A 25943-nucleotide genomic window follows, 5' to 3' on the forward strand; every position below is an offset into this window, starting at 1 on the left:
CTGAAGATTGTTGTAGGATGTGCACCGCGCAGACAGAAGAGTGGACGAAGGGAATTCGCGCCTATACAAACAAAACCCCAGGAATGCGGGTTCAAGAAACAAGAGGGGGCGAATGGAATTCGCGCCTGTACAAACAAAACCCGCAGGAGTGCGGGTTGAAGAAAGGGTGGTTGAAATTACTTTATTGTCTTCCGTCGGCAGAGGCGGACATTGTTTGTCTGGGCGCGGTTTCAACCGCCGTCTTTGCGATCGCGGTTTTCTCTTTTAGTAGTTGCAGTGCAGCTTGATATTGTAAGTCGTCTTCAGTGCCAATTCGATCGCGCGCAATCGGTTCTAGCGGCACTGCGCGATCGGGCGAAATCCCCAATTTGTTAATATCCGTGTGGTTCGGTGTCTCGTACTTAGCAACAGTTACAGCCAACCCGGAACCGTCGGACAAATCAAACAGCGACTGAATCAGTCCTTTCCCGAAAGTCTTTTCGCCCACCAGTTGAGCTCTGCCGTTATCTTGCAGCGCACCCGCCAAAATTTCGCTAGCACTGGCCGTTCCCTTGTTCACCAAAACAATCAGCGGATCGCCAGTTAAGGCTTGTCCAGAAGCCTCAAAACTGCCGAGAATGCCTTGTCTGTTGACTGTGTAGACGATCGTCCCAGAATCGATCCACAGGCGCGCAATTTCAATCCCCGCTTGCAACAGCCCGCCCGGGTTGTTCCGCAAATCGAGAATGTAGGAGGCAGCGCCTTGTTTTTCCAAACGATCGATCGCATGGGCGACTTCTTCGGTGGCGTTAGCGCTGAATTGACTCAGGCGAATGTAGCCCAGCGGTAAATTGTCCGGCCCGGACTGCAATTCGGCATAAACCGGATTGAGAGCAATGCGATCGCGCACCAGCTCAATGTCTTCAGGAACCTCCCTTCCTTCGCGTCCCAAGGTCAAAGTAACAGGAGTGCCGATGCGGCCCCGCATTCGAGTTGCTGCTTCGTCCAGGCTCAATTCTGAGGTAGGAGTGCCGTCAATTTTCAAAATGCGATCGAGCGGTTGAATGCCGGCTTTATCCGCCGGCGAGCCCGCCAAAGGAGCCACCACTGTCAGAGTATTTGTCTCGGGGTCGATCGCAATTTGTAGCCCAACTCCCGTCAATTCTCCCGAAGTGTTGACCTGCAAACTGCGGTACTGTTCCGGTTTGAGCAGTCGAGTAAAAGGGTCGTCAAGATTTGCCAGCATCCCTTGAATCGCCGTGTAAGTCTGCTGTCTGTCGTTGAGCGGTTCCTTGACGGCTTTTTCGCGAATCGACCACCAGTTTTTCGAGTTGAAGGTGTCATCCACATAGGAACGATTGACAATGCGCCAAGCTTCGCTCAACAACTGCTGTTCTGGAGTTAGCGCCGCCGCCGGAAGAGCCCATGCGCCTAGAACCAGGACGACTTGGAGGAAGAAGATAATTGCTGTCTGGAAAACTCGTCTCTGCATGATTTTTTTGTCTCAAAGATAGGCAAGTATGGCATTTCCTGTATTTTAAGTTTGTAAGCTTTTAAGCTTTTGTGCAGTCAACTGTCCCGGAGACATTCAGGATTCATCATTGCCCAGCCGCGAACAAAAAATTAGTTAATTGTAACATTTAATCGCAAAATTAGTGAAGTTTTATCATGAATATTAAATTTTACCTCCCAGCCACCCTCTGGCGGACTCGGACTTTGCTCCTGGGCTGGGTTCTTGGCTGTATGCGAGCTTGGGGCGGATGTTGAGCTGGCAGAAAATGCTATTTGAGACGAAGGCAAAAGCATCGCTCCGTGAAATTTGTACAGCAATTATGTTACATTTTTTATCACAGTCTGGAATTCGATCGCGCAACGCCAGCGAGTAGGGCTCAGCTCTAGCTTGGTTTCCCAGTGCTCGCGGGCGATCGCACAAGAGATTTCCTTTCATGAGCTCCAAATTTAAAAATAGCCTCAGGCATTTGCTAGTAAAAGCCAACTGCTCGGCGCGGGGCGACAAAAAAACCTTGTGGCTGCTGAGAATGAACCTCAACCACAGCAATATTCTTTTAGGAATTCTGGCTCCATGTTTTCTAAACAAATCACCGACTCAAAAACCTTCCAGTGGTTTGATGAACGCCTGGAAATTCAGGCGATCGCAGACGACATCACTACAAAGTATGTACCTCCCCACGTCAACATCTTCTATTGCTTGGGCGGCATTACTCTAGTTTGTTTTCTAATCCAGTTTGCCACCGGCTTCGCCATGACTTTCTATTACCGTCCCACGGTAGCAGAAGCTTTTTCTTCAGTGCAATATCTGATGAATGAAGTCAACTTCGGCTGGCTGATCCGCTCAATCCACCGCTGGTCTGCCAGCATGATGGTACTGATGATGATTTTGCACACCTTCCGGGTTTACCTGACCGGCGGCTTCAAAAAGCCCCGCGAATTAACCTGGGTGACAGGAGTAATCTTGGCGGTTCTCACTGTTTCTTTCGGCGTGACCGGCTACTCTCTGCCTTGGGATCAAATCGGTTACTGGGCAGTTAAAATCGTTTCCGGCGTACCAGAAGCCATTCCCTTTGTCGGTTCTACACTGGTAGAACTGCTTCGCGGCGGTGTCAGCGTCGGTCAAGGCACTTTGACTCGTTACTACAGCTTGCACACTTTTGTGTTGCCTTGGCTGATTATCGTCTTCATGCTGGCTCACTTCTTGATGATTCGCAAGCAAGGCATTTCTGGCCCGTTGTAAATTTTGAGTTGCTGGGGCGGTATTTTTTTTTGCCCCCCTGCGGAATTTTGGGTTGAAAATTCAGAATTCATCTCTCATCAGAAAATTGGGTTTGAAACCCCGTCCTTCCAGGACGGCTTTACAAATCTTTCAGTATAATTAAGGTGGTCCTTGACCCACCCGAGACGATGGATTCAGACAGCCTAACGAGCGAAGTCCAGTAAAACTGGTGGCGCAGACAAATCGGTAGACCGGGAAAAGAGGATAGGGCAATGGACAGTCCACCCCTAGAATCAACCAAAAAAATGAGAACTCCTTTTTTGGATTTCGACACACAAGAACCGCAAGGCTTGCGGGGATAGTCTGTGGAGCGAACGTAAGGCCATAAACTCGCGCCTAGGGTGGAGGCAGTTGCGATGAAGCAGAAACCTAAATCGTGAGGTTTAGGAATCACCGTCCGTTTTACGGCGGTGAGGATGTCAAGATATTTATTACGGTCAATACTTCGTGCGATCGCCCCGCTGATTCGGACTAACGAATACAGCGGAATGCCAGGCCCGGGCAAAACTAAAAGGAGAACACTCTCACTATGTCTATTATCAAAAAACCAGATTTGAGCGATCCAGAGCTACGCGCTAAGCTCGCTAAGGGCATGGGTCACAACTATTACGGCGAACCAGCTTGGCCCAATGACTTGCTCTACGTTTTCCCAATTGTGATCATGGGAACGATTTCTCTGTGCGTCGGCTTGGCTGTACTAGACCCGGCTATGATTGGCGAACCTGCCAATCCTTTTGCTACTCCGCTAGAAATTCTTCCGGAATGGTATTTGTGGCCTGTGTTCCAACTCCTGCGCGTTTTGCCTAACAAATTGTTGGGTATTGCTTGCATGGCCGGTGTTCCAGTTGGCTTGATTTTGATTCCGTTCATCGAGAATGTTAACAAGTTCCAAAATCCGTTCCGCCGCCCTGTTGCTACTACAGTCTTCCTTTTTGGAACTGCGGTAACTCTGTGGTTGGGTATTGGTGCTATTTTCCCGATCGACAAATCTTTCACGCTTGGTCTGTTCTAAGATTTAAGTTTGTTTGATTTTGACGCCCGCGGGTTTCCGATAAAGTGCTTTTGTACTGCTAGGAAACTTTCGCGGGCGTCATTTTATTTGGGATTTTAGACTTTAAACAGATCGATATAAAAAATACCAATTTTACATGAAGTTGCATAGAATAAAATATGTCATTTTCGATCTAGATGATACACTTTGTGATTATCAGAAAGCTAAAAAAAATGCAATCAGTCTTGTTAATCGAGTTCTTGAATCATCTGGCATAGATGTTAATCAATTTTGGAATAGTTATAGCTTGATAGAGCCTACCTTGTTCCGACAGTTTGTTAAGGGAATTATTTCTAGGGACGAGTATAGGTTGCGTCGCTATGCTGATGTTATACCAGGCGAACGCGAAAATCGTTTAGCGTTTTCTTCAGCACTAAATGATATTTATATGAAAGAGGCAAATCACGGAATAACATTATTTGATGATGTTATTCCATCGCTAAAAGATTTACGAAAAAAAGAAATTAATACCGCTATTCTTACAAATGGACCTTCCGACGGACAAAGGGACAAAATCAAGGCATTAAAATTAGAGGAATATATTAACAAAATCTATATTAGTGAAGAAATTGGTTTTGGCAAACCTAGCTCTAAAGTTTTTAAATTTGTTATAGATGATTTAAATATAGAACCATCACAAGTGTTAATGGTTGGTGACTCAATCGAAGACGATATCGAAGGGGCTAAGCAGCTTAAAATTAAAACAGTTTTAGTCGATCGAGAAGGAAAATATTTTGACTATAAAGGCACAAAAATTTTCGATCTATCAAGTTTGAAAGAGATGTTTGATAGCAATTTAATATGAAGCTGCCTCGAATAAAGATTCAAAAATGAAATTGTAAGAAGATAGCGAACAAATTTATTCAGGTGTGATTTGTTGCAGAACAAGATTCAGTCGTTCATGCAATTCCACAAGTGTCAGAAATACTTCTCCCTTGAGCGGTGCGACTGTTTTTTAGTTGTTGCTCGCTTGCTCTGTGCACTTTCTGCGATCGCCAGAATCAGTGTGCCATAACTCATGACCTCTCAACAGTATCTTTATTCTATAGCCTTTCAAGCTCTCATATCAGGTACTCATGGGCATGGGGCATAGGCCTCCGTGGGCATAGGGCATAAGACTAGCGGGCATACCTCACTTTTTTGAGAAAGGCTATATCTAACTTGATGTAAAATTGGTATAACTATATATCTGTTTCTTAATGTTTAGAGAAATCTTCCGGTTTTACCCAAGGGCAAACGGCATAAATATTAAGTTAACTATCGATCGATGCCGCTCGTACTAATCAATCAAAGACAATTGATTTTAAAGTTTAGCAACTTTTAGCAAAAAGTATCTTAATTATGACGAACCTAAATTTAGAAGGTGTCTTCTCATCATTTATGAACCCGGCACTGCATGAGTTTCAGACTTGGACTTTGGAAAATCCGACAGAAAGCCTCAGCAAAACGTTCCTGCCGATAATCAGTCTTATAGAAGGTTTAATTGCCAACGAACCCACCTATTTGCCAATAAAACGGCTGGCTTTCGGGGCTAATTTTTGCTGCGCGGGACAAGTCGTGATGGGAGAATTTGCAACACTGGAAGAAGCACTCACATCGCCTCAGGCGCGCGGATGGCGGCTGGGTACTTCTGTGCTTGATGCCGATCTCTCCCCCAACCAAGATGTCGGCGGTAGGAACCTTTTTCTGCTGTCTTTGTCCGATCGCGAACCAGACGGTAGCAGCAACCACGCAGCATTCCGAAGCTGTATGCAAAAGTATCTTTTCAACAGCGCCACAACCGATCGCCAAGAAGACGAAATCAGCAGGCGGTTGCTCGATCGCCTAGCATCAGATTATACCGAGATGCCGCACGGTGCGGGGGGAACATTTTTTACCGATGTCAGGCGCGGTTGGATGGGATTTTTAGTTCCATACCTGCACTACGTAATTTTTGGGATTAACCCAGATGACAAGTCTGCGATCGAACTTCTCACCGATTTACATTACATCCGCCAAAGCCCCGCGCACTACTTCGCCGTCGCGGGCAGCCTGCTGCAAAGCCTGAACCTGTTTGGACACGGGGATTTGTCGGCTTTAATCGAGCGCGCGGCGACTATCTACGAAAATTCTCCCGCCCTAGCCGACTTCGAGGTGAGCTCGGAAAACAACGGAATGACTAGGCGGGAATTGGCAAAGCTGATGACAGCAATTATGGGGATAGCGGGACTGCAAGGCCCCCTGCACCTAGGCTACACGGCTATGGGATACCGCCCTCTCCCGGCGTATAAAGGAACACAGACGGCTCAAATTAATCCGACGGAGTTTTGGGACGATCTCGATTTGGACGATCGCCAGTCGATCGAGCTTTTCCTGTTGGAATGCGGGCGCCTCTGGGCTCCCGTCAGCGCCACCCACCGAGTCGCGACAGAGCCATTTACCGCCACGGTAGGGGGCAGACAGCGCACTTTTCCCGCCGGAACCAAGGTACTGATACCGCTCAGTTTGGGGCATCTAGACGCGAGTTTCTGGGGTTCTACGGTGTACGAATTCAACGCTAAGCGCGAGAATTTGTGCCCTTATCATATGGGTTTTCATTCGGTGGGCGATCGGAGTGCGGGACGGATTTGCCCAGCTAAAGATATCGCACTGAAGATGCTGGTGGATGTCATTAGTACCGTTGGTAAAGTTCGGCGATCGTAACAGGCAAGATGCCTGTTCCACAACACATCAAATTGCTTGTGGAGTGGGCGTCCCGCCCGCCCTTAAAAAACACGCAAGATGCCTGTTCCACAACACATCAAATTGCTTGTAAAGTGGGCGTCCCGCCCGCCCTTAAAAAACACGCAAGATGCCTGTTACACAACGAACTCAAGGGGGTATATAACCAGAGACTAAATCACAATTTTTTAGAGGTTAAATAATACCATGTTAATTGAAACAAAGAAACTAAAAGACATCGCAACCTGGATGAAAGCAGAACATCCACCGGAGTTTCCAGAAGCCCTGCAAGGTATCTTCTTTATGGACGGGAATATTTTGCCAGACTATTGTCTGACGATGTACAATTCAGAATGGAATCCTGGCCAACGAACATTATTGCTGCGGATTTATGAACCAGTTGTCTGGACATTTCATTCATCAATGGCGGGACGGATGTTACTTTATGCCGTCAAATTTTCTCGCTTCAGCTACTTATTCCGCTTCTCGGATGCAACTTTGCAGCACGGGCACATCACGCCGATCGCGTTTGGATTGTCTGTACCGCCGTGGATTATGGATTTTTTGATCGATCGCGATCCGAACACTCCCAATGGGGATATCTGGGATCGCAGAAACTCGTTTTTCGGCAGAGCTCCTGAAAAAGGCTATACACTCCGCAGAGTTGTAAACAAAGATAGCAGCCCCACAGCAGCATTTCCTGATTTTCTGTCGAAAGTTGGCAGTGATTGTTTAATTATTGCTCAAGATTGAAAATATTTAGGACAACTTAGGTACGTAGTTGCGCTTCAGCGCTCTTTATAAGATTAGCAAAGAGCGCTGAAGCGCAACTACATACATTGATCGGCTATACTTTTCGTAGTTTTATATTTCCTATCCTGACTATAAAACCACGCTGATTCAAGAAAATATGTGGGGGTTAAGCTATGGTGGATAGTTTATCAATTCCAGAAGATTATAATATTTTCCTGCGGGAACTGAAAGAACGCATCCGCAATGCTCAAGTACGGGCAGCAGTTTCTGTTAACCGAGAATTAGTGTTGCTTTATTGGCAAATTGGACAGGATATTTTAAATCGGCAACAGCAGCAAGGATGGGGTACTAAAGTTATAGACACTTTGGCTGCTGACTTGCAAAAAGCTTTTCCTGAGATGAAGGGTTTTTCATCTCGCAATCTGAAATATATGAGGAGTTTTGCGGAAACTTACCCAGATTTTGAATTTGTGCAGCAGGTTGTTGCACAAATTCCTTGGGGCCATAATATCCGCATTTTGGATAGTGTGAAAGATGGGGTTGAGCGCGAGTGGTACATTCGCCAAACTATCGAGCAAGGATGGAGTCGAAATGTGTTAGTTCATCAGATAGAAAGTAGACTATACCGGCGGCAAGGGAAAGCTGATACTAATTTCTCTCGCACTCTGCCAAATCCTCAATCAGAACTGGCTCAACAGTTATTTAAAGACCCTTATAATTTTGAGTTTCTCAGTTTAGGTAAAGCAGCAAAAGAGCGCGATTTAGAGCAGGCTTTGATTGAACGTATCCGCGATTTTTTGCTGGAGTTGGGGGTAGGGTTTGCTTTTGTCGGGAGTCAGTATCACCTGGAGGTTGAAGGGGAAGATTTTTATATTGATTTATTATTTTATCATTTACGTTTGCGTTGTTTTGTGGTAATTGACTTGAAAGTGGAAGCGTTTAAGCCGGAATTTTCGGGAAAGATGAGTTTTTACGTTTCGGCTGTGGATGATTTACTCAAACACCGGGACGATATGCCGACTATTGGGATGATTTTATGCAAGAATAAAAAGCAGAAGATTGTGGAATATTCTTTGCGAGACATGAATAAGGCGATCGGGGTTTCGACTTATCAATTGCGGGAGACTTTACCGGAACAGTTACAGGGGAGTTTGCCGACTTTTGAGCAGTTGGAAGCTGAGTTAGAAGCGGTAGATGTGGAGATTGAGGAGGAGTTATGACAAAAACAATGGAATAATTGACGAGATGGCATTCGACAACATTTAACAGCACATTCCGACACTACGATCGCCCGAGTCACAGCAAAATTCCCGGAAAATAACCGAAATGGCGATCGCCATCTATGACATAGGTTTGTGTACAATCTAAAAAAACCTACGACAAAACTTGTGCATTCTATCAATTAAAATGAAACCAAAAAGTTCACTAACTCCTATTGCCACTAAAATCAAGAAATGGGTTCAAACAGCCAAGGAACTTGAAAAAACTCGATTTGCTATATCCATAACCAGACTGACAAGTATCAAAAGTTTGTGTACCGATCGAGTTGCGGCCGAAAAATTTGCGCTGTACATTTCTCAGCGAGTACAACACGAGATGAATCAAGCTACTTGTCCCGAACACTATACCGAGGAAGAATGGGAACAGCACAAACAGGTAATAGCTGAAGGAATCGCCCAAATGGAAATTTACCTAGAAAATCCTAGTAATGAAGGCGAGCAATCTATCCGTAAGTTATTGAGAACAATTAATAGCCTACAAGGAGACGATCGTCGTAATGTTGCCTGGGGAACAGTACATTTTGTCCGCAGTGGAAATTTACTAAAATTAGACTATGCACTGCGTTGTTTCACAGACAACGATTTTCCTTATTGGATCTATAAACTAGCTAAAGAATACGTAGAAAGTTATGCCCCGGAGTATGGTTCAGGTATAACTCCTAAATCTGTACCGATGTTGTTAGAAGTAGCAGAATTTTGGTGTCAGTATTATTTCTCTCAAAGTTTGAGTGAGAAATTTCCTGGTTTTGCCTAAAAGAGGATCCAGAGGATGACGTTTTGTACTCCACTGTCACGAACTCAGCAATACCAAGAGTCACTGCTAAAAACAACAAAACCTTCTCGTTTGAGAAGGTTTTATCACGATCTTTATCACAATCGGAGCGGCGGGATTTGAACCCACGACCCCTACTACCCCAAAGTAGTGCGCTACCAAGCTGCGCTACGCCCCGACAGCTTTAACAGCTTAGCATAGAATCTCAGAAAAAGTCAAAAAACTTTTAAAACTTTGGTTGCCTGCACCAAACTCGGAACCGCAGCCGCCGGCCAAAAACCCTCGCACCTCCTACCAGCATTCAAGATCAACTGCACGCTGTAAGCTTCGGGATAGCCTTCTAACTGCACCCACAACAAGTCGCTTTCGGCTTCAATGGCGATTTTTTCCTCGTCCATTAACTCAGAGGCCATTTGACTCATTGTGGCGGCTAATTGTCCCAACAACCGGCAAAAATCGTTTAACTCGGCTTCGGTGAGTTCGATCGCCCAACCTTCCCCAGCCACCAAACCCTGAAACTCTTCTGCGTTTGGGTTCCATCCCAAACGCCAGCCCGCACCAGTCTTAATTACACGTTCCATCTGGCGATTTTAGATTTTGGATTTTGGATTTTAGATTGATTAGGTGATTTTATGGCTTATATCATGTCCAGTCGATTACGATAACAACAACGGTTCGTAGTGCGGACTTCAGTCCGCACTCCCGCTGCGGACTGAAGTCCGCACTACGAACCAATCTGTTTATGCCGAAAAGACGCGTTACACCAGGCAGATTAGCCAAAAACCCGGTTTCTAGGCCTCCTTCAAGCTTACGGTGTCAGCAACTTTGCATCTCCCGGCTGTGGCTGGGGTATTTCCGGGGAAGTCGATCGCCCTTTTGGTGTTTCGCCCGCCGCCGGTGTGCGCGATGGCCCCGAATTCTCGGTAAAAACATCAACCAAAGCTTGAACCAAAGCATCCCGCTGTTTTCTATTTAAACTTTGAATAGCAGCGCGATCGCGTTCCATCGGATTTTCTCGCAAAACATCTTTTCCCGGATACACGCCTTCCACCAAATAATCGGGAGTCGCCCCCAGATAGTCAGCTAAACTCAACTTCCAATCAAAACGGTAATTCGGCGGCCGTCCTTTAACAAACACATGATATCTAATCAAGCGCCCGACTAAAGTATTGTTGGGATCTACTTTGCCGGTTTCCTTAGAAATGTAGTTATTCTCGATCGGCAAATCCGGCACTTTTTCATACACCAATTTCCACGCATCCTGCGCCCTCAATTGCTGTGGCGCCGATTGTTGAGCAACCAGTCCTCTAGACCCAGAACCACGCAGCAGCGAAGGTTCCAAAGCCGACACACTCAGTTCGCCCGATTCCAATACGCCACTCAAAAGCGTAAAAATCGCCACACTCAAAGTAACTAACAGAAAACTGAAGCCCAGCTTGAATTTCTTTTTCACGGTTTTGACAATAATTTCAATTCAAAAATAGAATAATTTCCTAAACTCACCTACCAGCCTATATCCTAATCTCTCATCTTAGGATTTACGAAAATCAACCCGGTTGGGAGCATCCCGATTTGGTAAAAAGCGTTTCTTCGCAGTGCGAGCGTCCCGCTCGCTTGCGTATATAGATGTAACTTGCTTGCGTATATAGATGTAACTTGGTCTCCGGCTAGCACTCGTTTGAAAGCTAAAAATAAACCGGATTTTTCTGCCAGTCGCGCCAGTCTGGTTGAAGAAAGTTTTGAGTTTTGAATTAACAAAAATTGTTGAAATTCACCACTCAAAACTCAAAACTCCCCAAGTCTAGATATCCCCGATAATTTCCGGCTGAGTGAGTTCGTCCGACATCTCAAATATCGCCCGCATCACAGGTTTCATCATTTGATGGTCGTCCATATTGTCAAAATCTTCATAGCGACGGCGTTTGGCGCGGTTCGCCACTTGCACCGTAATCCGATAGCGATTGGATGCAGCACCGATCAACTCTTCTGCCCGACGGGTTAGCTGAGTTGAATCGAAGGTTGGACGCTTAACCATGAGATTACCTACTTTATCTAATGTTACATTCTAGTCTAGTATGCGAAGATTCAAAATTACTAACTGAGTATCATTGCTTATGCAGGCAACAACAGCCTATTCCTTTGGTCACTTGCATCAGGTAAATTCTCATCCCCTCAAATTGGTTGCTTTCGGCGACAGTTTAATCTACGGTTTCGGCGACGGTGTAGGCGGGGGTTGGGTGGAAAGATTGCGGCGACAGTGGATGTTAACGGAGAGTGCAGGACACGTTTTATACAATTTGGGCGTTCGGGGCGATCGCACGTATCAAGTCGCCCAGCGCCTCGAAAACGAGTTTCGGCACCGGGGCGAGCTCAGAAACCGCGTCCCGGATGCCATCATACTGTCGGTAGGCCTCAACGATACGGCGAGAGTGCAATCGCCGACTGGGCGCAGTTATACTGATTTTGAACATTTTAAAACTGTTTTGGATAATTTGTTAAATTTATCGCAACAACTTTGTCCGGTGATATTTGTCGGGATGGTGCCGGTGGATGAAAGCAAAATGCCTTTTCAAGATTGTTTGTACTACAATCACGCTGACCAATATCGCTATAAAGAAGCCACAAAGTTAGCTTGTTTGGAACGGGGAATTCCCTATTTAGATATTTTTGATAAATGGATCGATCGCGGTAATATTTGGTGGCGTTCTTGTCTGACTTCGGATGGTCTCCATCCCAATGAAGTCGGTTATCAATGTTTATTTGAAGATGTGACAAGTTGGGAACCGCTACTCGCTATTAGTCATTAGTTATTAGTCTAGGTACGTTGTTGCGCTTTAGCGCTCTTTTCAATTAGTCATTAATCTAGGTACGTTGTTGCGCTTCAGCGCTCTTTCCGATATCCCAAAAGAGCGCTGAAGCGCAACTACATACCTTGCTCTAGGTACGTTGTTGCGCTTTAGCGCTCTTTCCGATATCCCAAAAGAGCGCTGAAGCGCAACTACATACCTTGCTCTAGGTACGTTGTTGCGCTTCAGCGCTCTTTCCGATATCCCAAAAGAGCGCTGAAGCGCAACTACATACCTTTTACGTACCTTTATAAGTTCCAGGTAGATAAGGAAGATAAGCAACATAAGGATTTTAAGGAATTTAAGCATTTTAAAATCGACCAACCAGCATAAAAATATTTATTTTAAAAGACCGTATCTTCCCCTCGCCACAAATAAAAGCATTTAATAATGATGACATCACTGAGCACAAGAGCAAGCTAGGCAAGAATCAATCAACGATAAATAGCCGGATAAAGGCTTGCTTTTTTCTCAATAAAAAACTTGTGTAAATTGGAGAATCAAAAATGTCTGTATCTCAACGCATTAAATTCGGCACATCTGTTATATTAACATTGGCAACCGTTGCCGGAACCGCAGCGCCGATGCTGACTCCTGCGCCTGCTATTGCTGAAACAGCTTTTTCGGATGTTAGTAATAACTATTGGGCGAAAGACTTTATTCAAGATTTGTCAGAAAGAGGCATTATTAAAGGTTTTCCCGATCGCACTTTCCGCCCGGATGCACTGGTAACGCGGGCGGAATTCGCGGCAATGATCCGTTCTGTGAAAAAGGCGAAAACTCGCGCTGCTATAGGTTTTGTCGATGTTCCGTCTAATTTTTGGGCGCGGGGGGCGATCGCCGAAGCTTATGAAATGGGATGGATGTCTGGCTACCCCGGCAATGTTTTCAGGCCATCACAGCAGATTCCTCGCGTTCAAGTTGTAGTGGCTTTAAATAACGGGCTGGGTTATGAGCCTGCTTGCAATTTTCAAGATGTTCTCAGCTACTATAATGATGCGGGTGAAATTCAAAGTTATGCTGTGAAAAGTGTGGCTGCTGCTACTGAAAAACAGTTGGTTGTCAGCTATCCCAATCCTAAATCCCTGAAGCCAAACCAGTCAGCCACGCGGGCGGAAGTAGCTGCTTTTATCTATCAAACATTAGTCAGTACCAATCAAGCAAGAGCAATTAATTCTCCTTACATTGCTAAGATTGATATTGGCCAGAGTGTTGCTGTGAAAATCCCCAGCGGGGTGACTATTCCCATCGAGTACGCCAAAGGCAAAATTTTGCTCGCCCCCAATGACAAGTCTCCGATTACGCTGACTGTGGCTGCGGATATCGCAGGAAGTAATGGCAAGGTTATGATACCCGAGGGCTCGAAAATTAGTGGCGAATTGCGATCGACTGCTGAGGGCGTTCAGTTTGTGGCGCAAGAGTTAAGTATCATCAACGGTAGCAGAGTTCCTCTGAATGCTACTTCGCAGGTGATTACTCGCAAAGAAACTGTGACTAAGGGCGTGAATGTTGGTAATCTGATTAAGAACACGGCTTTGGGTGCAGCAGCGGCGGCGGCGATTGCGGGAGTTACGGGCGATCGGGCGATCGCCACTGAAGAGGTACTCGGCGGCGCAGGAGTCGGTACTTTGGTTGGGGTATTTTTGGGTCGAGATAAAGTCGATTTGTATGCTGTTAATCCCGACACCGATTTAGATTTGTTGTTGAATTCTGACTTGGTATTGGGTACTGCAAATACAGGCATTTGTCGCGCTCGATAAAAGGAATTTCCGCAACGAGCAATGTACGGGATGTAACGAACGTAACGGATGTAAGTGATGCAGGCTGAACTCAGAAACCGGGTTTCTTTGGAGATTGATTGTTACTAAACTAACAAACTCGTAGAAACCCGGTTTCTAGCCGAAGAGTGTACAGGCTGAACTCAGAAACCGGGTTTCTTTGGAGATTGATTGTTACTAAACCAAAAAACTCGTAGAAACCCGGTTTCTCGCCCTGGCGCGTCAGCCTTATTTAAATCAAAATTTCTACGAACATCCCAGACTTTCTCGCGTAGAAACTCCCGTCACGGGATTGACACCATCGGCTTTTTCGCACATCATTGTTACTTGATAAGCATCGATAATTGCGTCGGTAAAATCAGCCCCGGAAATGGCTGCATCAAAAAAACGACTTCGAGTCATAATTGCTTCGGTGAAATTAGCATTCGTCAAATTAGCGCCATCAAATGTAATTCTATCGGCTAAAGCACCGGACAGATTTGCACCTGACAAGTTAGCCTTCCACAAAACTCCCTTAGTCAAAATCGCATTGGTTAAATCAGCGCCTTGAAAGTTGGTTCCCCGCATCTCGGCGGCGACGAATGTTCCGCCCGCTAAGTCAGAATTGGAGAAATCGCGATCGGACAAGTTAATATTTGTGTAATTAATATTTTTTTTTGGTAGCGCAAATGCCGGAGTAGCACTCAGCATTACCCACCCAAAGGCTAACACTACACTTATAATTAGGCTCAGTAAAATTCGGAATAGACTTTTCATGATGATGAGAATAGGGAATAGGGAATGGGGAATGGGGAATTGGGAATTGGGAATTGGGAATGGGGAATTGGGAATGGGGAATTGGGCATTGGGCATTGGGCATTGGGAAGAAGGGAAAACAGGGCATTGCAAGCAACTAATAACCAATAACCAATAACCAATAACCAATAACTAATAACCAATAACTAATAACTAATAACTAATTAAATCGCTTTACCAAATCTTCGCCGACGCGAAGTGTCAAGTCAGATTCAATTTCACCAGTAGAAGATGCTTCTATTTTACCATAGCCTAAAGTTTTTTGCAGAAGATTTGCTGCTTCTAAATCGCCTTGCTGTACAATAATTTGACTTTGACGTTGCTTGTCGGGCCAATCTTTGACTACAGATACGTTAGAAAAGCCCTTTTTTCTGAGAAATTCAGCGACGGTTTTGGCGGTTTTTGGGTTGCTAGAAGCATTTTGGACGGCGATTTTGAGGCTGCTGGGTGAAACCGGCTGGCTGGGATTGGCGGTTCGCCCTTGGGCAAAATCCGCTGCGCCTTGTTTGAAATATTGTGTCATAATGCGATCGCGCCCAGCAACATCGACAATCCAATAACTCCTCAAATCCCCTTGTGATGAGCTAGAGCGTCCCGGTAACATCACCATTTTAAAATTATCTCGCTCCAATTGCAAACCGAAATTTGCGATCGTCAATATTTCCTCAAAATTTAGGTTTGTATCTACATATTTTTGCATCAATCGCACAATTTGTGGCAATCGCACCAATACTGATGGACTTGCGAGGCGGTTGCGAATAGCTTGAATTAAAGATTGCTGTCGCCCAATTCGGCCGATATCTCCCAAACCGTCGTTGCGAAATCGAGCCAATTGTTCTGCTTCTTCTCCGTTGAGATTTTGCCATCCCTGTGCTAAATTTATGCTTAACTTTTGGGCTTTATCTGTATAGGACATCGCCCGAGGTACAAATACCTCAACTCCGTCCAACAAATCGACTAATTCCCGAAACGCAACGCTGCTGACTCGCACGTATCTTTCAATTGTTGCATTGTTGGCGATAGTGCTCACCAATCGCGCCGCCAAAACTGCTCCTCCTCTGGCATTTGCTTCGTTAATTTTGCTGAAGCTAATTCCGGGAATTTCGACTTTTGTATCTCGCGGAATTGAAAGCAAACTAATAGATTTCTCTCTAGGATCGAGGTGGAATAAGAGTATTGTATCGCTGCGGCCGTTAAAAATCTTGCGGGAATTGGGGACAGATCCGGGTACGCGGTCAATTCCCAGGATTAAGATATTAACAGGCCGCGAGAGGCGGTATCCAGAGCGGTTGGATGATATATAGTTAAAGCCTGTAGCGTCTAGGACTTTGCTAATCATTTGCGGTTCCACGGGTGCTAAGAGGGCGGTAATTGCCCCGAGTCCTGCGGAGATGGCTGCTGTGACAATTAGCACAAATAGCCCAAATATACATAGTGCTAATTTGAGCTTTTGTCTAGATTTGCGATCGGCTGGTTTAACAAAGTTTCTCTTAAAGATTGACAAGTTTTTCATTGACTTGCTCTTGATTATTACATTTTTTCAGCTTTGCAATAAAACTTGGGCGGTGCTTCTAGAAAGTATTTAAACAAAGCCGGACAAAGCCAGCCTTCGAGATTTTCGGCTTCCCACCGATACCAGTTTCCGCCGTATTCTGTTTTAAACCAAGCCATTTCTGCTTGATATCCGGGAAATGGATTGGCTGAAAATAATAGTCGGAAACCTTGAGCGGCGTTGGGAATGTCTGCGACAAGTACGTTAATCATTTCGGGGACGCCCTGAACAAATGGTTCTCGGACAAGTCCGGCTCGCTCGTCGTCAAAAACCCAGGTGTACTGTTCGCGATAGGGGAAAATTACCATCATGGCATTTGACATCGTATTCTCCTCTTTTTATTTTGTTTTTTGGGGATATAAATACAAGTCTTGATACATTATATTCGGTGCAGCGGAAGTTGTGTAAAATCCGATTTTCGTACCGTGTTTTAATGCTAATTTAAAATAAATTGCTACAATTCTTAATCTTGTACCAATTATTAAAACTCGCAGTTCTGTGAACTAGACGGTATTGTCGTATCCCTACAGATGCTCGCATACTATTTATAATATTTTGCCAGTTTTTTTAGGATTCGTATTAGTTGCTTAATTTTAGATAGTGAATATTTTAAATATAATTTTTTGCAATATTTATTTTGATATAGTGGCTCTCAGAAAGATAAGGTACGTTGTTGGGCTTCAGCCCTCTTACCGTAGATTGTAGACCAATACGGTTCATTTAAGAATAGTCAGGCTGCTAAAAGATGCTTGTATTTCCTGTAAATTCGTGAGATTAAACTCATTTGAAAGCTTTAATCCAAGCGTATTTAGGTATATTTGGTAAAAGCTGTTGTTGGGTAAGTTGGTAGATCACAAATCTTCGGAGGGTCCAAGCCCAACAACGTACCTTTTTTTTTGAGGATTACTATAGTTAAGGTTTAGGTTTTTTGGGAATCTCCCGCTGAATTTCCTGTTAGCTCAGCTAGCGCTTTCGCTAAATATTCATACTGTGGCAAGGTATTGTAAAATTGAGCTGAAATCCTCACCAGCCGCTTGCTAGAATCTGGCCAAGGAATAACCGGCACTTCTATTTTAAAAATCTGCCACAGCACCTCTTGCAATGGTGGAATTCCACCCGTTGCAGCGGCGTCAGGCTGTTCGTCGGCTAGTGGTATAACAGCCATAGAACCTACCATTTCATCGGGACAAGGCAGCGGCAAATCTAATTTATCTGCTAATATTTGTCTCCCAGCCAATGCTAAATCATGATTCTTTGCCATCAATTCCGGCCAGCCGCCACTCAACAAAGAACCCATGAAATCAATGGCTACAGGTACGCACAAATAGGGACTTGGATCGACTGTTCCCATCCAGTCAAATTCTAGTTGAAAGCGTGATTTGTCGGCGCGCGGTGAGTTGGCGCCGTGACTGATGGTAGTTGGCCGAATGCTATCTTGTTTGTCTCGCCTCACGTACAGAAAAGCTGCACCTTTCGGCGCGCACAGCCATTTGTGGCAATTTCCTGTGTAGTAAGCGGCGCCGATTTCTTCTAAATTCAGTGCTACCATTCCCGGTGCGTGAGCTCCGTCTACTAATACATCTACGCCGCGATTAGCTAATTCGCCGACTAACTGTTTGATGGGAAAAATTAAACCTGTTTGGCTGACAATGTGGTCTAATAAGGCTAATTTTGTTTGCGGGGAAACGCACTTAATTATTGCTTCAATAATTTGTTCTGGCGATTCAATGGGAAATGGTATTTCTGCTACTATTACTTTGGCGCCTGTGCGCTCTGCGATAAAATCTAGTGTGTTGCGACAGGCGTTGTATTCCTGATTTGTGGTTAGCAATTCGTCGCCCGGACTAAAATAGAGCGATCGCAAAACGGCATTGACTCCAGTGGTAGCATTCGGCACAAAGGCTAATTCTTCTTCGCCTGCACCAATAAAGGTGGCTAACTGATTTCTGGCGTTATCTAACAGCGGCTCAAATTCCCGCATTAAAAAGCGCAATGGTTCTCTTTCCAGTTGTTCTCGAAAACTGGTTTGCGCTTCCAGTACGGGAATCGGACAGGCTCCAAAGGAACCGTGGTTGAGGAATGTGATTTCGCGATCGAGTAACCAATATTCGTTAATCATTAGTTATTAGTCATTAGTTATTAGTGCGAGCGTCCCCGCTCGCGAACCCTATTAGTCATTAGTCTGTCAACTGTCAACTGTCAACCATTTTACCTTTTAATTGCTCAAATTCTTCTAGTGTATTGCAATTCGATAGCATGACTGCTTCTCGTTCCCCTACGGGTAGAGGGATTACTTGGATTTGATTTAACCACTGTTGAAATGAATGTCCCCCTTTGTCAATAAAACTTTGCAAGCTGGACAGAGATTGTTTGCGGTAGAAACCGCATAATGGCTCCCAGCGCGAATTTTGATAGGGGACAACTGCTAAGGTAGATGGGGGAAACTCTGTTAACTTACTCGCCCAATTATCAATGATTCGGGAATCTAATAAGGGCAAATCGCAAGCTAATAGCAAAATCCAGTCGGCAGAAATGTCCGTCAGTCCTTGAGTTAATGCCACTAAGGGGCCGGAACCCGGATTGTACTCTACCAGAAATTGGGATTTTTGGGTTGGGGTCGATCGATAGCGATCGGGCCAAGCTGTCAAAACATACACTTGTGGCGTTACAACTGCTGCAACCTCACACGCCCGCTGCAACAGGCTTTTACCCTCAATTTCTAGGAGAGATTTATCCGTACCCATCCGCGAACTTTGACCGCCTGCGAGCACAATTACTGCTATTTTATGGTTAATCATTGGGCATTGGGCATTGGGCATTGGGCATTGGGCATTGGGCATTGGTCATTAGTTAACGGTTAACTGTCAACTGTCAACTGTCAACTGTCAACTGTCAACTGTCAACTGTCATTAGCACTCAACCTGATTGATTCTCAATTCAAAGCACTAACGGCTTTGCTAACTTCCTCAAGTTTTTGCACTACTTGACCGCTGCTTAATAAGGTTTCTGCCTCAATCAAACCAGAGTCCATATCCAAACAAATTCCGCTGCGCCACAGATAAAATCCGCCGTTCCAGATAGCAGATTGCATCATTTCTGAGTGTTTTCCTAACAAAACTTCCTGCATTTGTTTGAATAACTCAGATGCTGATTCAAAGGCGGGATTTGTACTGCTAAAACCGTAATCTCCGTGGGCTAAAAGCACTCGCTCGAACTCGGCGCCCGGTTTAGCAATGCCGATAATTGCAGTTCGATCGCGCGGCAAGTCGCAACTGCCCTCCAATCCTTTGACTGTGGTATAATTTTTGACTCCCCGCAACTCAAAGGCTGCTTGAAACATACCCTCTGTAGGCGGGTGCACGTAGCCTGAGATGACGTTAACGTCGCCGGCGCAGGGACACCACATCAATTCCATTGTCGAAAAAGGCGGCCGTTTGCCGATTTCGCGGCGGTAGGGCACTAAACTCGCGGCTTGAGGAAAATGCTTGGGAAGGTAAACAAAACCTAAACCCGTACTGTTAAAAACTTGCTGGACTTTTTCTAAACGGAGTTTTCTCCAGTCAACTCCTAAACCGCGCCAAATTTCGATTAGGGGAATGCCTTCTTTGGTTGGCATTGTCTCCCCTCCGTGCATGACGGTTGGGACGCCAGAGGCGGCTAATATTAGGGCGGTTATTGGGCTAATTGGAGCGGTGCGCGATCGCCCGTCGTAGGCTACGCCAAACACGGCGACGCTAGAAACGGCAAATCCTTTTTCTCGGTTGGGAGGGGCAAGCATCGGCCCCAATTCTTCGTAAGCATCCAGCATTCCGGCTAATTCTTCGCCGGTGGGCCGTTTGATGCGATGGGAAATCATGAAAGCTCCGATTTGAGTCGGTGTTGCTTCTCCTAGCAGCATCATTCGCGTGGCTGCTGCTGATTGCGATCGAGTTAAGTTTTCTCCTGTGTGTACTCCACTGCCAATTTTTCGTAGCAATTCTCTAAATGCGTCACTCATAATTATTGAAGTTGGTCATTGGGCATTGGGCATCGGGCATTGGGCATTGGGCATTGGGCATTGGTTATTGGTTATTCGTTATTGGTTATTCGTTATTCGTTATTGGTTATTCGTTATTGGTTATTCGTAACGCCATAAAATCTCAAATTTCAAATCTCAATTATAAACAGGTATTAATTTCCGGATTTTACTACTTTGATGACATCACATGGTGGTACAAGTTCCCGTACCAGATTCCAGAAATGGGCGATCGGCGGAATTTGCATTCGATCGTGAGTTGTTACCAACACCACTTCGCGAGTCCAAGTCGGATCGATCGCCGATTGTCCGTTAGCGAAGCCCTCGAAGAGGATCGCCGAAACCTTGGAATTTGGGCGCTCAAGAGCGATCGATCGAATTGCTAAAGTGCGATCGGCCTTAGCGTCTAGCAAAGCTGAATGCGGCAGCAAAGCAATCAATTCTCCCTGGCGCACCACGCCTCGAAAAGCATCGAGAGTGTTGAGTTCCAAAACAGCATGAAGTTTAGCACCGATGCGTCCGAATTGCTCTTGTACCATGCGCTGCATTCCGTACCCGTCCTTAAACACCACTTGCGGGTAACAAATCAATTCCGGCCAAGGTACTCGATCGTACTGGGCCAGGGGATGACTCGCGGCCATTAATACCTCGATCGGCTCATTGTAGAGCACCTCAACCAACATTTCCGGGGCTTGAGTAAAATAGCGGTTGTTCATCACCACCGCGATGTCCACCAAACCGTCTTTGAGAACTTTCAAAGCTCGATCGCTTCCTAGGGATGTCACGCGCAACTGCACCTCAGGATAGCTGCGACAAAACCTTTGCAGCACAGGCGGTAAATAAGCAGCGCAAACCGAGTGAATCGCAGCCACGCAAAGTTCCGGCTGTTTTCCCGCCAGCAAGTCTCCCAATTCGACCGCAGCATTTCGCCAACTCTGACAGATTTTGCGAGCGTGAGGTAACAGGCGTTCCCCTCCCACTGTCAGCTTGGCGTGGGCGGTGCGGTGAAACAGCGACAAACCCACTTCCGCTTCAAGTCCCTGCACTTGACGGCTAATAGTCGATTGGGTGACGCCGCACTTCCGGGCTGCTTGCTGAAAGCTACCGGTTTCAGCAACTGAAAGAAATGCTTGAAGCTGCTCTAAGCGCATGGATGTTTAATTCGAGATGGTTTGAGAACTTTGACTGGGAGATCGTCAGAGACATTAGAGACCTTAACCGATTTAGTAGAATAATTTAGTACGTCTTGATACAGGTGCAGATTAGTTTGGATTCTGGTTCTAGAGGCGCGGATGCTTGGCTCTACAAATTAATTTGCTCGGTCAGGATTTATTAGGCTAAATTAGACTTAGACTATTCCATTCTCTGAGATTAAATGGGAGCATCTCTGTTTTGCAAGAAGCATTTTTTAAAGAGCGGACTGAAGTCCGTACTACGAACCTTTTTTGAACTCCCGACAGCACTGCATTTTTTAAAGAGCGGACTGAAGTCCGTACTACGAAACTTTTTTTAGCTCCCGACAGCACTGTAAATGCAAAACTGAGATGCTCCCAATTAAATCCATTATATGACTGGAAAACTTGATTGATAAAACGATTTAATTCAGCAAAGTTGAGCGTTCGATGTTTTTAAGTTTGTAACTCAACAGATTTAATGAATTGCACTGTCATAGGGGTTTCCTCAATCACTCTAGCTAACTTGTTTGTATGTAAGATTAAAAGTTAAAAGCTAGCATTTTAGATCGTACATCTTTCAAGATTATAGTACCTGGCTCTCCCTATTACTGTCAATAAATGTCCGAATCTTGCCGCCCGTTTGAAACCTCCGATGAACTTTCATCCCTGCCTAAAGTCACTGTTGTTTTCTGTTTTTTTGTGTATAGACTAGGAATTAGCGGGTCAGCAACACAAGTGCAAGTACGATCGATCGCACAGGAAAGGCGAAATGCAGAATTTTCTTAAGATTATGTCATTTAAGCACAATTTTATGCCCCAAGGTGGATGGGAAGAGTGGCAATTGCAGTTAATGGGACTGCACGCGGTGAGCGATTTGTTAATTGCCTTGGCTTATTACTCAATTCCAGCGATGCTGATCTACTTTGCCAGGAAGCAGCGGTATGTGCCTGCAAGCAAGGGTTTTATCCTATTGGGACTCGGGTTTTTCTGCGGTGGGACAACTCACCTGATGCAAGTTTCGATGCTGGTTCATCCCAGCTACGCGCTGTCAAGTTTGCTCGCCGCCGTTACCGCTATCATTTCTGTGTGGGCTGTGGCCCAATTGATGCCCTCGCTTTCTCAAGTGTTGGCGGTGACGCGGGCGACACAATTAGCAGCAAATACAGCGCTGGAAAGTCAAAAGGCCGATCGACCGCAAGCTGGCTGTACCATTGAAAATCCCGTCCCATCCCCCAGCAGCGAACTCGGGCCAATTAACCAGCAATTGCTCCTAGAAATAGCGCAGTCGGAGGGAGTCCAACAACTCCTGCTGGAAATTGCCAACAAGCTGCAAGCAAGCGAAGAACGCTTTCGCGCTTTTCAGGAATTATCTCTAGACGGATTTAACGTGTTTCGCAGCATTCGTGACGGCTCTAAAATTGTCGATTTTGAATGGGAATACGTCAATCCCGCTGCGGCAAAAATTCAGCAAAGCACTCCTGAAGAAATGGTCGGAAAGCGATTGCTGCAAGTCCTGCCCGGTCATCAAGATAGCGGTTTGTTCGATCGTTACGTGCAAGTTGTAGAAACAGGAATTCCCCTCAATACTGAGATTTCTTACAACAGCGAAGGTATTGTCGGCTGGTTTCGGATTGTGACCGTTAAATTGGGCGACGGCATGGCTATTTCTTTTAGCGATATTACTGACCGCAAGCAAGTAGAAGCATCCCTGCGCGACGCCCTGCAAAAACTCACTTCTCATTTTGAAAATACGCCCCTAGCTGTGATTGAGTGGGATGAAAATTTTCGCCTCAGTGGGTGGTCTCCGGCTGCTGAAAAGATTTTTGGGTGGAAGGCAACAGAAGTTTTAGGCAAGCATTTTAGCGAATGGAACTTTATTTTTGACGGCGATGTGAAAGATGTACAAGCGGCAATTGAGAGTTTGAAAAACCAACACGAACGGTGCAATGTCGTTCGCAACAGCAATTATGATAAGTCGGGTTCTTTGGTGCATTGCGAGTGGCACAATTCGGCTTTTTACAGCGATTCTGGACAGTTGATCTCGATGCTGTCTCTGGTTTTGGACGTGACGGAACGCTTTAAGTTTATGGAAGTGCTGCGACAGTCAGAAGAGCGGTTTCGGATTGCGGCAGAAAGTGCTAGCGATTTAATTTACGAATGGGATATCGAGACCGGTATCGTGCTGTGGTTTGGTCGTGTAGATGAAATTTTGGGGTACGAAAAAGGCAGATTTCCGAGGACGAGAGCAGCTTGGAACAGTATTTTAAATTCGGAAGACCGATCGCAAATCGAGGCCGCAGTCGATCGATATTTGAGCGCGCCAGACAATTGGACTGCCCCATTTTTTCAGGAATACCGCGTGCAATGCTCCGGTGGTGGCTTGCTCCACTGGATCGATCGGGGCAAAGTAGTTCTTGACAAACAAGGCCATCCGTGGAAATGGATCGGCGTGATTAGCGACATCAGCGATCGCAAAGAGGCCGAAGAACAGCGAAATCAGGCTTGGGCGCGGGAACAAACCGCCCGCCGCGCAGCCGAAGCCAGCGAACAGTTGTACCGCATTCTCGCTGAAACTATCCCCCAAATAGTTTGGACTGCTTGGCCTGACGGCTGGATCGACTACTACAACCAACGCTGGTTTGAATACACCGGTTTGACCCTAGAAAAAACTCAAGGCTGGGGGTGGCAGCCAGTGGTGCATCCAGATGACTTGAAAAATTCCCTGGAACGCTGGAATGAGTCGGTGCAGATGGGGGAGACCTACGAGGTGGAATACCGCTTGAAACGGGCATCTGACGGGGTTTACCGCTGGCATCTGGGTCGCGCCATGCCAGTACGGGACGCTGACGGAAACATCCTCAAGTGGTTCGGGACTTCTACTGATATTGACGATCGCCAGCGATCGGCCCAAACAGCGGATTTGCGCGCCCGAGCTTTGGCTGTGCTGTCATCGGCTTCTTTGAATTACCAAGAGGCGCTGCAAGATTTGGCAGATTTAGCAGTACCGGGGCTGGGGGATTGGTGCTGCGTGCATTTAATCGAGGCCGACGGCTCGATCGGCTTGCAAGCAGTTGCTCACTCAGATCCGAGCAAAGTCGCTCTGTTGTGGCAAATCAATCGCCGTTTGCCGGTAGACCCCCAGGGACGCCACGGAGTAGCAAAGGTGCTGCGGACTGGAGAATCGAAGCTCTACCCAGAAATACCGCATTGGGCGATCGAGGCGGTGCTGTCGGACAACGAACTGTTGGAAGTGCTGTGCTACCAGAACCCGCTGTCGGCAATCTGCGTGCCGCTGATCGCTCGCGGGCGGACGCTGGGAGCGATTTCGTTGCTGTGCGGAGAGTCCGGCCGCCGCTGCGGCGAGGGCGATTTGATTTTGCTCTCGGATTTGGCGCGGGATGCGGCGGTGGCGATCGATAATGCGCGGCTTTACCGGGAAGCAGCGGAGGCCAACCGGATTAAAGACGAGTTTTTGGCAACGCTTTCTCACGAGTTGCGGACGCCTCTGAATGCAGTTGTCGGCTGGGCCCAGATACTGCGACAGCGCAAGTTGAGTGCCGAAAAAACGGCTGTGGGTTTGGAGACGATCGAGCGAAACGGGCGGTTGCAGACTCAGATGATTGAGGATTTGCTGGACGTTTCCCGGATTGTGAGTGGCAAAGTATGTTTGAAGCTGCGCCCCGTGGATTTGGTGCCGATTGTAGAAACCGCAGTCAAAGCGCTCGCCCCTGATGCTGAAGCTCGGGGAGTTGAATTGGCGACTTTTTATGGCGAAGGGGTGAGCTTGGTGAGGGGCGATGCTACTCGTTTGCAGCAGGTAGTGTGGAATTTGGTCTCGAATGCCATTAAGTTTACGCCACCGTCCGGTAGCGTGGAAATCAGGCTCTCGGAGGAGGGGGAACCGCGATCGGCTGGTAGTGCCATGTTGTCTCCGTCTCCGGTTCACTCTGTGACGATCGCCGTTAGTGATACGGGAATTGGCATCAGCAAGGAGTTTTTGCCGTTTGTGTTCGATCGCTTCCGCCAAGCTGACAGCAGTCATACACGCAATTACGGCGGGCTGGGAATCGGATTGGCGATCGTCCGCCATCTCGTGGAACTCCACGGCGGCACTGTCTGGGCCCAAAGTCCCGGCCTGGGACTCGGCTCGACTTTCGGTGTGCGATTGCCTATTGAAAAGAGGTAAAGAAGACAGAAGAAGACAGACGGCGGTTGAAACCGCGCCTAAACAGACAAAACCCGCCTCCGCGGGTTAAAGAGTGTCCGGTTGAAATTACCTTATCCTCTTCAGTCCGCGGAGGCGGACATCGTTTGTGTAGTCGCGAATTCTATTCGCCGTCTTTTCTTAATTCTACTACCCACATTCCGCAGATATTCGATCGGATTTAATTTCAAAAGAATTCAGAATTCTCAAAACCTCAAATAATTGCTCTGCAATCATTTGAGGCTTTTTTCA

General features: G+C 46.3%; 23 protein-coding genes and 1 tRNA gene. 11 read left to right on the plus strand and 13 right to left on the minus strand.

Annotated features, from left to right (window positions below; all coding sequences use genetic code 11):
* Positions 1-181 precede the first annotated feature (181 nt).
* Both ctpA and JGK22_RS22735 read right to left on the minus strand, forming a co-directional pair.
* Complete coding sequence (gene ctpA, locus JGK22_RS22730) at positions 182-1471, minus strand: carboxyl-terminal processing protease CtpA (RefSeq protein WP_293195996.1); 1290 nt, start codon at positions 1469-1471, stop codon at positions 182-184.
* A gap of 183 nt (positions 1472-1654) precedes the next feature.
* The gene (locus JGK22_RS22735) at positions 1655-1927 is read right to left on the minus strand and encodes a hypothetical protein (RefSeq protein ID WP_293175028.1); all 273 of its coding nucleotides are present in this window, start codon (positions 1925-1927) and stop codon (positions 1655-1657) included.
* A gap of 135 nt (positions 1928-2062) precedes the next feature.
* Between JGK22_RS22735 and petB the strand changes: the two genes are divergently transcribed.
* The 7 genes from petB to JGK22_RS22770 all read left to right on the plus strand — a co-directional run bounded on the left by petB (position 2063) and on the right by JGK22_RS22770 (position 9308).
* A complete protein-coding gene (gene petB / locus JGK22_RS22740) occupies positions 2063-2731 on the plus strand; it encodes a cytochrome b6 (protein WP_293175031.1) in 669 nt (222 codons plus the stop codon).
* Between the two features lie 568 nt (positions 2732-3299).
* Entirely contained in the window at positions 3300-3782 is a 483-nt protein-coding gene (petD, locus tag JGK22_RS22745) for a cytochrome b6-f complex subunit IV (protein ID WP_293175034.1), read from the plus strand.
* A gap of 136 nt (positions 3783-3918) precedes the next feature.
* Positions 3919-4626: an HAD family hydrolase gene (locus JGK22_RS22750; RefSeq protein ID WP_293175037.1), complete on the plus strand. Its 708-nt coding sequence runs from the start codon at positions 3919-3921 to the stop codon at positions 4624-4626.
* Between the two features lie 536 nt (positions 4627-5162).
* On the plus strand, positions 5163-6503 hold the full coding sequence (locus JGK22_RS22755) for a cytochrome 450 (protein WP_293195994.1): 1341 nt from the start codon (positions 5163-5165) through the stop codon (positions 6501-6503).
* A 225-nt stretch (positions 6504-6728) separates the two neighbouring features.
* A complete protein-coding gene (locus tag JGK22_RS22760) occupies positions 6729-7274 on the plus strand; it encodes a hypothetical protein (RefSeq protein ID WP_293175043.1) in 546 nt (181 codons plus the stop codon).
* A gap of 173 nt (positions 7275-7447) precedes the next feature.
* The gene (locus JGK22_RS22765; protein WP_293175046.1) at positions 7448-8494 is read left to right on the plus strand and encodes a PDDEXK nuclease domain-containing protein; all 1047 of its coding nucleotides are present in this window, start codon (positions 7448-7450) and stop codon (positions 8492-8494) included.
* 187 nt (positions 8495-8681) lie between these two features.
* Positions 8682-9308, plus strand: coding sequence for a hypothetical protein (locus JGK22_RS22770; RefSeq protein WP_293175049.1), 627 nt, complete (start codon positions 8682-8684; stop codon positions 9306-9308).
* A 122-nt stretch (positions 9309-9430) separates the two neighbouring features.
* Here JGK22_RS22770 and JGK22_RS22775 read toward each other — a convergent pair.
* The 4 genes from JGK22_RS22775 to JGK22_RS22790 all read right to left on the minus strand — a co-directional run bounded on the left by JGK22_RS22775 (position 9431) and on the right by JGK22_RS22790 (position 11361).
* Positions 9431-9504, minus strand: a tRNA-Pro gene (locus JGK22_RS22775).
* Between the two features lie 37 nt (positions 9505-9541).
* Positions 9542-9907, minus strand: a complete 366-nt coding sequence (locus tag JGK22_RS22780) for a DUF1818 family protein (protein ID WP_293195992.1) — start codon at positions 9905-9907, stop codon at positions 9542-9544.
* Between the two features lie 227 nt (positions 9908-10134).
* A complete protein-coding gene (locus tag JGK22_RS22785; protein ID WP_293210639.1) occupies positions 10135-10779 on the minus strand; it encodes a hypothetical protein in 645 nt (214 codons plus the stop codon).
* A gap of 348 nt (positions 10780-11127) precedes the next feature.
* Positions 11128-11361: a DNA-directed RNA polymerase subunit omega gene (locus JGK22_RS22790; RefSeq protein WP_293175087.1), complete on the minus strand. Its 234-nt coding sequence runs from the start codon at positions 11359-11361 to the stop codon at positions 11128-11130.
* Between the two features lie 79 nt (positions 11362-11440).
* Here JGK22_RS22790 and JGK22_RS22795 point away from each other — a divergent pair, with 79 nt between their 5' ends.
* Together JGK22_RS22795 and JGK22_RS22800 are read left to right on the plus strand one after the other, a co-directional pair.
* On the plus strand, positions 11441-12133 hold the full coding sequence (locus tag JGK22_RS22795; RefSeq protein ID WP_293175089.1) for a GDSL-type esterase/lipase family protein: 693 nt from the start codon (positions 11441-11443) through the stop codon (positions 12131-12133).
* Positions 12134-12678: 545 nt separating this feature from the next.
* Positions 12679-13932, plus strand: coding sequence for an S-layer homology domain-containing protein (locus tag JGK22_RS22800; protein ID WP_293191808.1), 1254 nt, complete (start codon positions 12679-12681; stop codon positions 13930-13932).
* 264 nt (positions 13933-14196) lie between these two features.
* On the opposite strand, the gene JGK22_RS22805 is transcribed toward JGK22_RS22800, so the two are convergent.
* A complete protein-coding gene (locus JGK22_RS22805) occupies positions 14197-14706 on the minus strand; it encodes a pentapeptide repeat-containing protein (RefSeq protein ID WP_293175093.1) in 510 nt (169 codons plus the stop codon).
* 24 nt (positions 14707-14730) lie between these two features.
* Here JGK22_RS22805 and JGK22_RS22810 point away from each other — a divergent pair, with 24 nt between their 5' ends.
* On the plus strand, positions 14731-14856 hold the full coding sequence (locus tag JGK22_RS22810; RefSeq protein WP_293313760.1) for a hypothetical protein: 126 nt from the start codon (positions 14731-14733) through the stop codon (positions 14854-14856).
* Positions 14857-14905: 49 nt separating this feature from the next.
* On the opposite strand, the gene JGK22_RS22815 is transcribed toward JGK22_RS22810, so the two are convergent.
* The 6 genes from JGK22_RS22815 to JGK22_RS22840 all read right to left on the minus strand — a co-directional run bounded on the left by JGK22_RS22815 (position 14906) and on the right by JGK22_RS22840 (position 21463).
* Complete coding sequence (locus JGK22_RS22815; protein WP_293219615.1) at positions 14906-16258, minus strand: LCP family protein; 1353 nt, start codon at positions 16256-16258, stop codon at positions 14906-14908.
* 17 nt (positions 16259-16275) lie between these two features.
* Positions 16276-16620, minus strand: coding sequence for a DUF6717 family protein (locus tag JGK22_RS22820; RefSeq protein WP_293175099.1), 345 nt, complete (start codon positions 16618-16620; stop codon positions 16276-16278).
* Between the two features lie 596 nt (positions 16621-17216).
* Positions 17217-18416, minus strand: a complete 1200-nt coding sequence (locus JGK22_RS22825; protein WP_293175101.1) for an aminotransferase class V-fold PLP-dependent enzyme — start codon at positions 18414-18416, stop codon at positions 17217-17219.
* A gap of 73 nt (positions 18417-18489) precedes the next feature.
* A complete protein-coding gene (locus JGK22_RS22830; protein WP_293175103.1) occupies positions 18490-19095 on the minus strand; it encodes a molybdenum cofactor guanylyltransferase in 606 nt (201 codons plus the stop codon).
* 134 nt (positions 19096-19229) lie between these two features.
* Positions 19230-20294 carry an anthranilate phosphoribosyltransferase family protein gene (locus JGK22_RS22835; protein ID WP_293175105.1) on the minus strand — a complete coding sequence of 355 codons (1065 nt, stop codon included), beginning with the start codon at positions 20292-20294 and terminating at the stop codon, positions 19230-19232.
* A 173-nt stretch (positions 20295-20467) separates the two neighbouring features.
* Positions 20468-21463 (minus strand): LysR family transcriptional regulator, encoded by a 996-nt coding sequence (locus JGK22_RS22840; RefSeq protein WP_293175107.1) that lies wholly within the window; start codon positions 21461-21463, stop codon positions 20468-20470.
* A gap of 793 nt (positions 21464-22256) precedes the next feature.
* Here JGK22_RS22840 and JGK22_RS22845 point away from each other — a divergent pair.
* The gene (locus JGK22_RS22845) at positions 22257-25673 is read left to right on the plus strand and encodes a PAS domain S-box protein (protein WP_293175109.1); all 3417 of its coding nucleotides are present in this window, start codon (positions 22257-22259) and stop codon (positions 25671-25673) included.
* The last annotated feature ends 270 nt before the right edge of the window (positions 25674-25943 follow it).

It is taken from the genome of Microcoleus sp. PH2017_08_TRC_O_A (genome assembly GCF_020738665.1).
Taxonomy (GTDB): Bacteria; Cyanobacteriota; Cyanobacteriia; order Cyanobacteriales; family Microcoleaceae; genus Microcoleus.

Coding starts and splice junctions, on each gene's coding strand:
- JGK22_RS22765 (WP_293175046.1), top strand. CDS start 7,448: ATGGTGGATAGTTTATCAATTCCAGAAGATTATAATATTTTCCTGCGG.
- JGK22_RS22750 (WP_293175037.1), top strand. CDS start 3,919: ATGAAGTTGCATAGAATAAAATATGTCATTTTCGATCTAGATGATACA.
- JGK22_RS22770 (WP_293175049.1), top strand. CDS start 8,682: ATGAAACCAAAAAGTTCACTAACTCCTATTGCCACTAAAATCAAGAAA.
- JGK22_RS22835 (WP_293175105.1), bottom strand. CDS start 20,294: ATGAGTGACGCATTTAGAGAATTGCTACGAAAAATTGGCAGTGGAGTA.
- JGK22_RS22825 (WP_293175101.1), bottom strand. CDS start 18,416: ATGATTAACGAATATTGGTTACTCGATCGCGAAATCACATTCCTCAAC.
- JGK22_RS22845 (WP_293175109.1), top strand. CDS start 22,257: ATGCAGAATTTTCTTAAGATTATGTCATTTAAGCACAATTTTATGCCC.
- JGK22_RS22800 (WP_293191808.1), top strand. CDS start 12,679: ATGTCTGTATCTCAACGCATTAAATTCGGCACATCTGTTATATTAACA.
- petD (WP_293175034.1), top strand. CDS start 3,300: ATGTCTATTATCAAAAAACCAGATTTGAGCGATCCAGAGCTACGCGCT.
- JGK22_RS22805 (WP_293175093.1), bottom strand. CDS start 14,706: ATGAAAAGTCTATTCCGAATTTTACTGAGCCTAATTATAAGTGTAGTG.
- JGK22_RS22780 (WP_293195992.1), bottom strand. CDS start 9,907: ATGGAACGTGTAATTAAGACTGGTGCGGGCTGGCGTTTGGGATGGAAC.
- JGK22_RS22735 (WP_293175028.1), bottom strand. CDS start 1,927: ATGAAAGGAAATCTCTTGTGCGATCGCCCGCGAGCACTGGGAAACCAA.
- ctpA (WP_293195996.1), bottom strand. CDS start 1,471: ATGCAGAGACGAGTTTTCCAGACAGCAATTATCTTCTTCCTCCAAGTC.
- JGK22_RS22810 (WP_293313760.1), top strand. CDS start 14,731: ATGGGGAATGGGGAATTGGGAATTGGGAATTGGGAATGGGGAATTGGG.
- JGK22_RS22820 (WP_293175099.1), bottom strand. CDS start 16,620: ATGTCAAATGCCATGATGGTAATTTTCCCCTATCGCGAACAGTACACC.
- JGK22_RS22815 (WP_293219615.1), bottom strand. CDS start 16,258: ATGAAAAACTTGTCAATCTTTAAGAGAAACTTTGTTAAACCAGCCGAT.
- JGK22_RS22795 (WP_293175089.1), top strand. CDS start 11,441: ATGCAGGCAACAACAGCCTATTCCTTTGGTCACTTGCATCAGGTAAAT.
- JGK22_RS22840 (WP_293175107.1), bottom strand. CDS start 21,463: ATGCGCTTAGAGCAGCTTCAAGCATTTCTTTCAGTTGCTGAAACCGGT.
- JGK22_RS22760 (WP_293175043.1), top strand. CDS start 6,729: ATGTTAATTGAAACAAAGAAACTAAAAGACATCGCAACCTGGATGAAA.
- JGK22_RS22755 (WP_293195994.1), top strand. CDS start 5,163: ATGACGAACCTAAATTTAGAAGGTGTCTTCTCATCATTTATGAACCCG.
- petB (WP_293175031.1), top strand. CDS start 2,063: ATGTTTTCTAAACAAATCACCGACTCAAAAACCTTCCAGTGGTTTGAT.
- JGK22_RS22830 (WP_293175103.1), bottom strand. CDS start 19,095: ATGATTAACCATAAAATAGCAGTAATTGTGCTCGCAGGCGGTCAAAGT.
- JGK22_RS22790 (WP_293175087.1), bottom strand. CDS start 11,361: ATGGTTAAGCGTCCAACCTTCGATTCAACTCAGCTAACCCGTCGGGCA.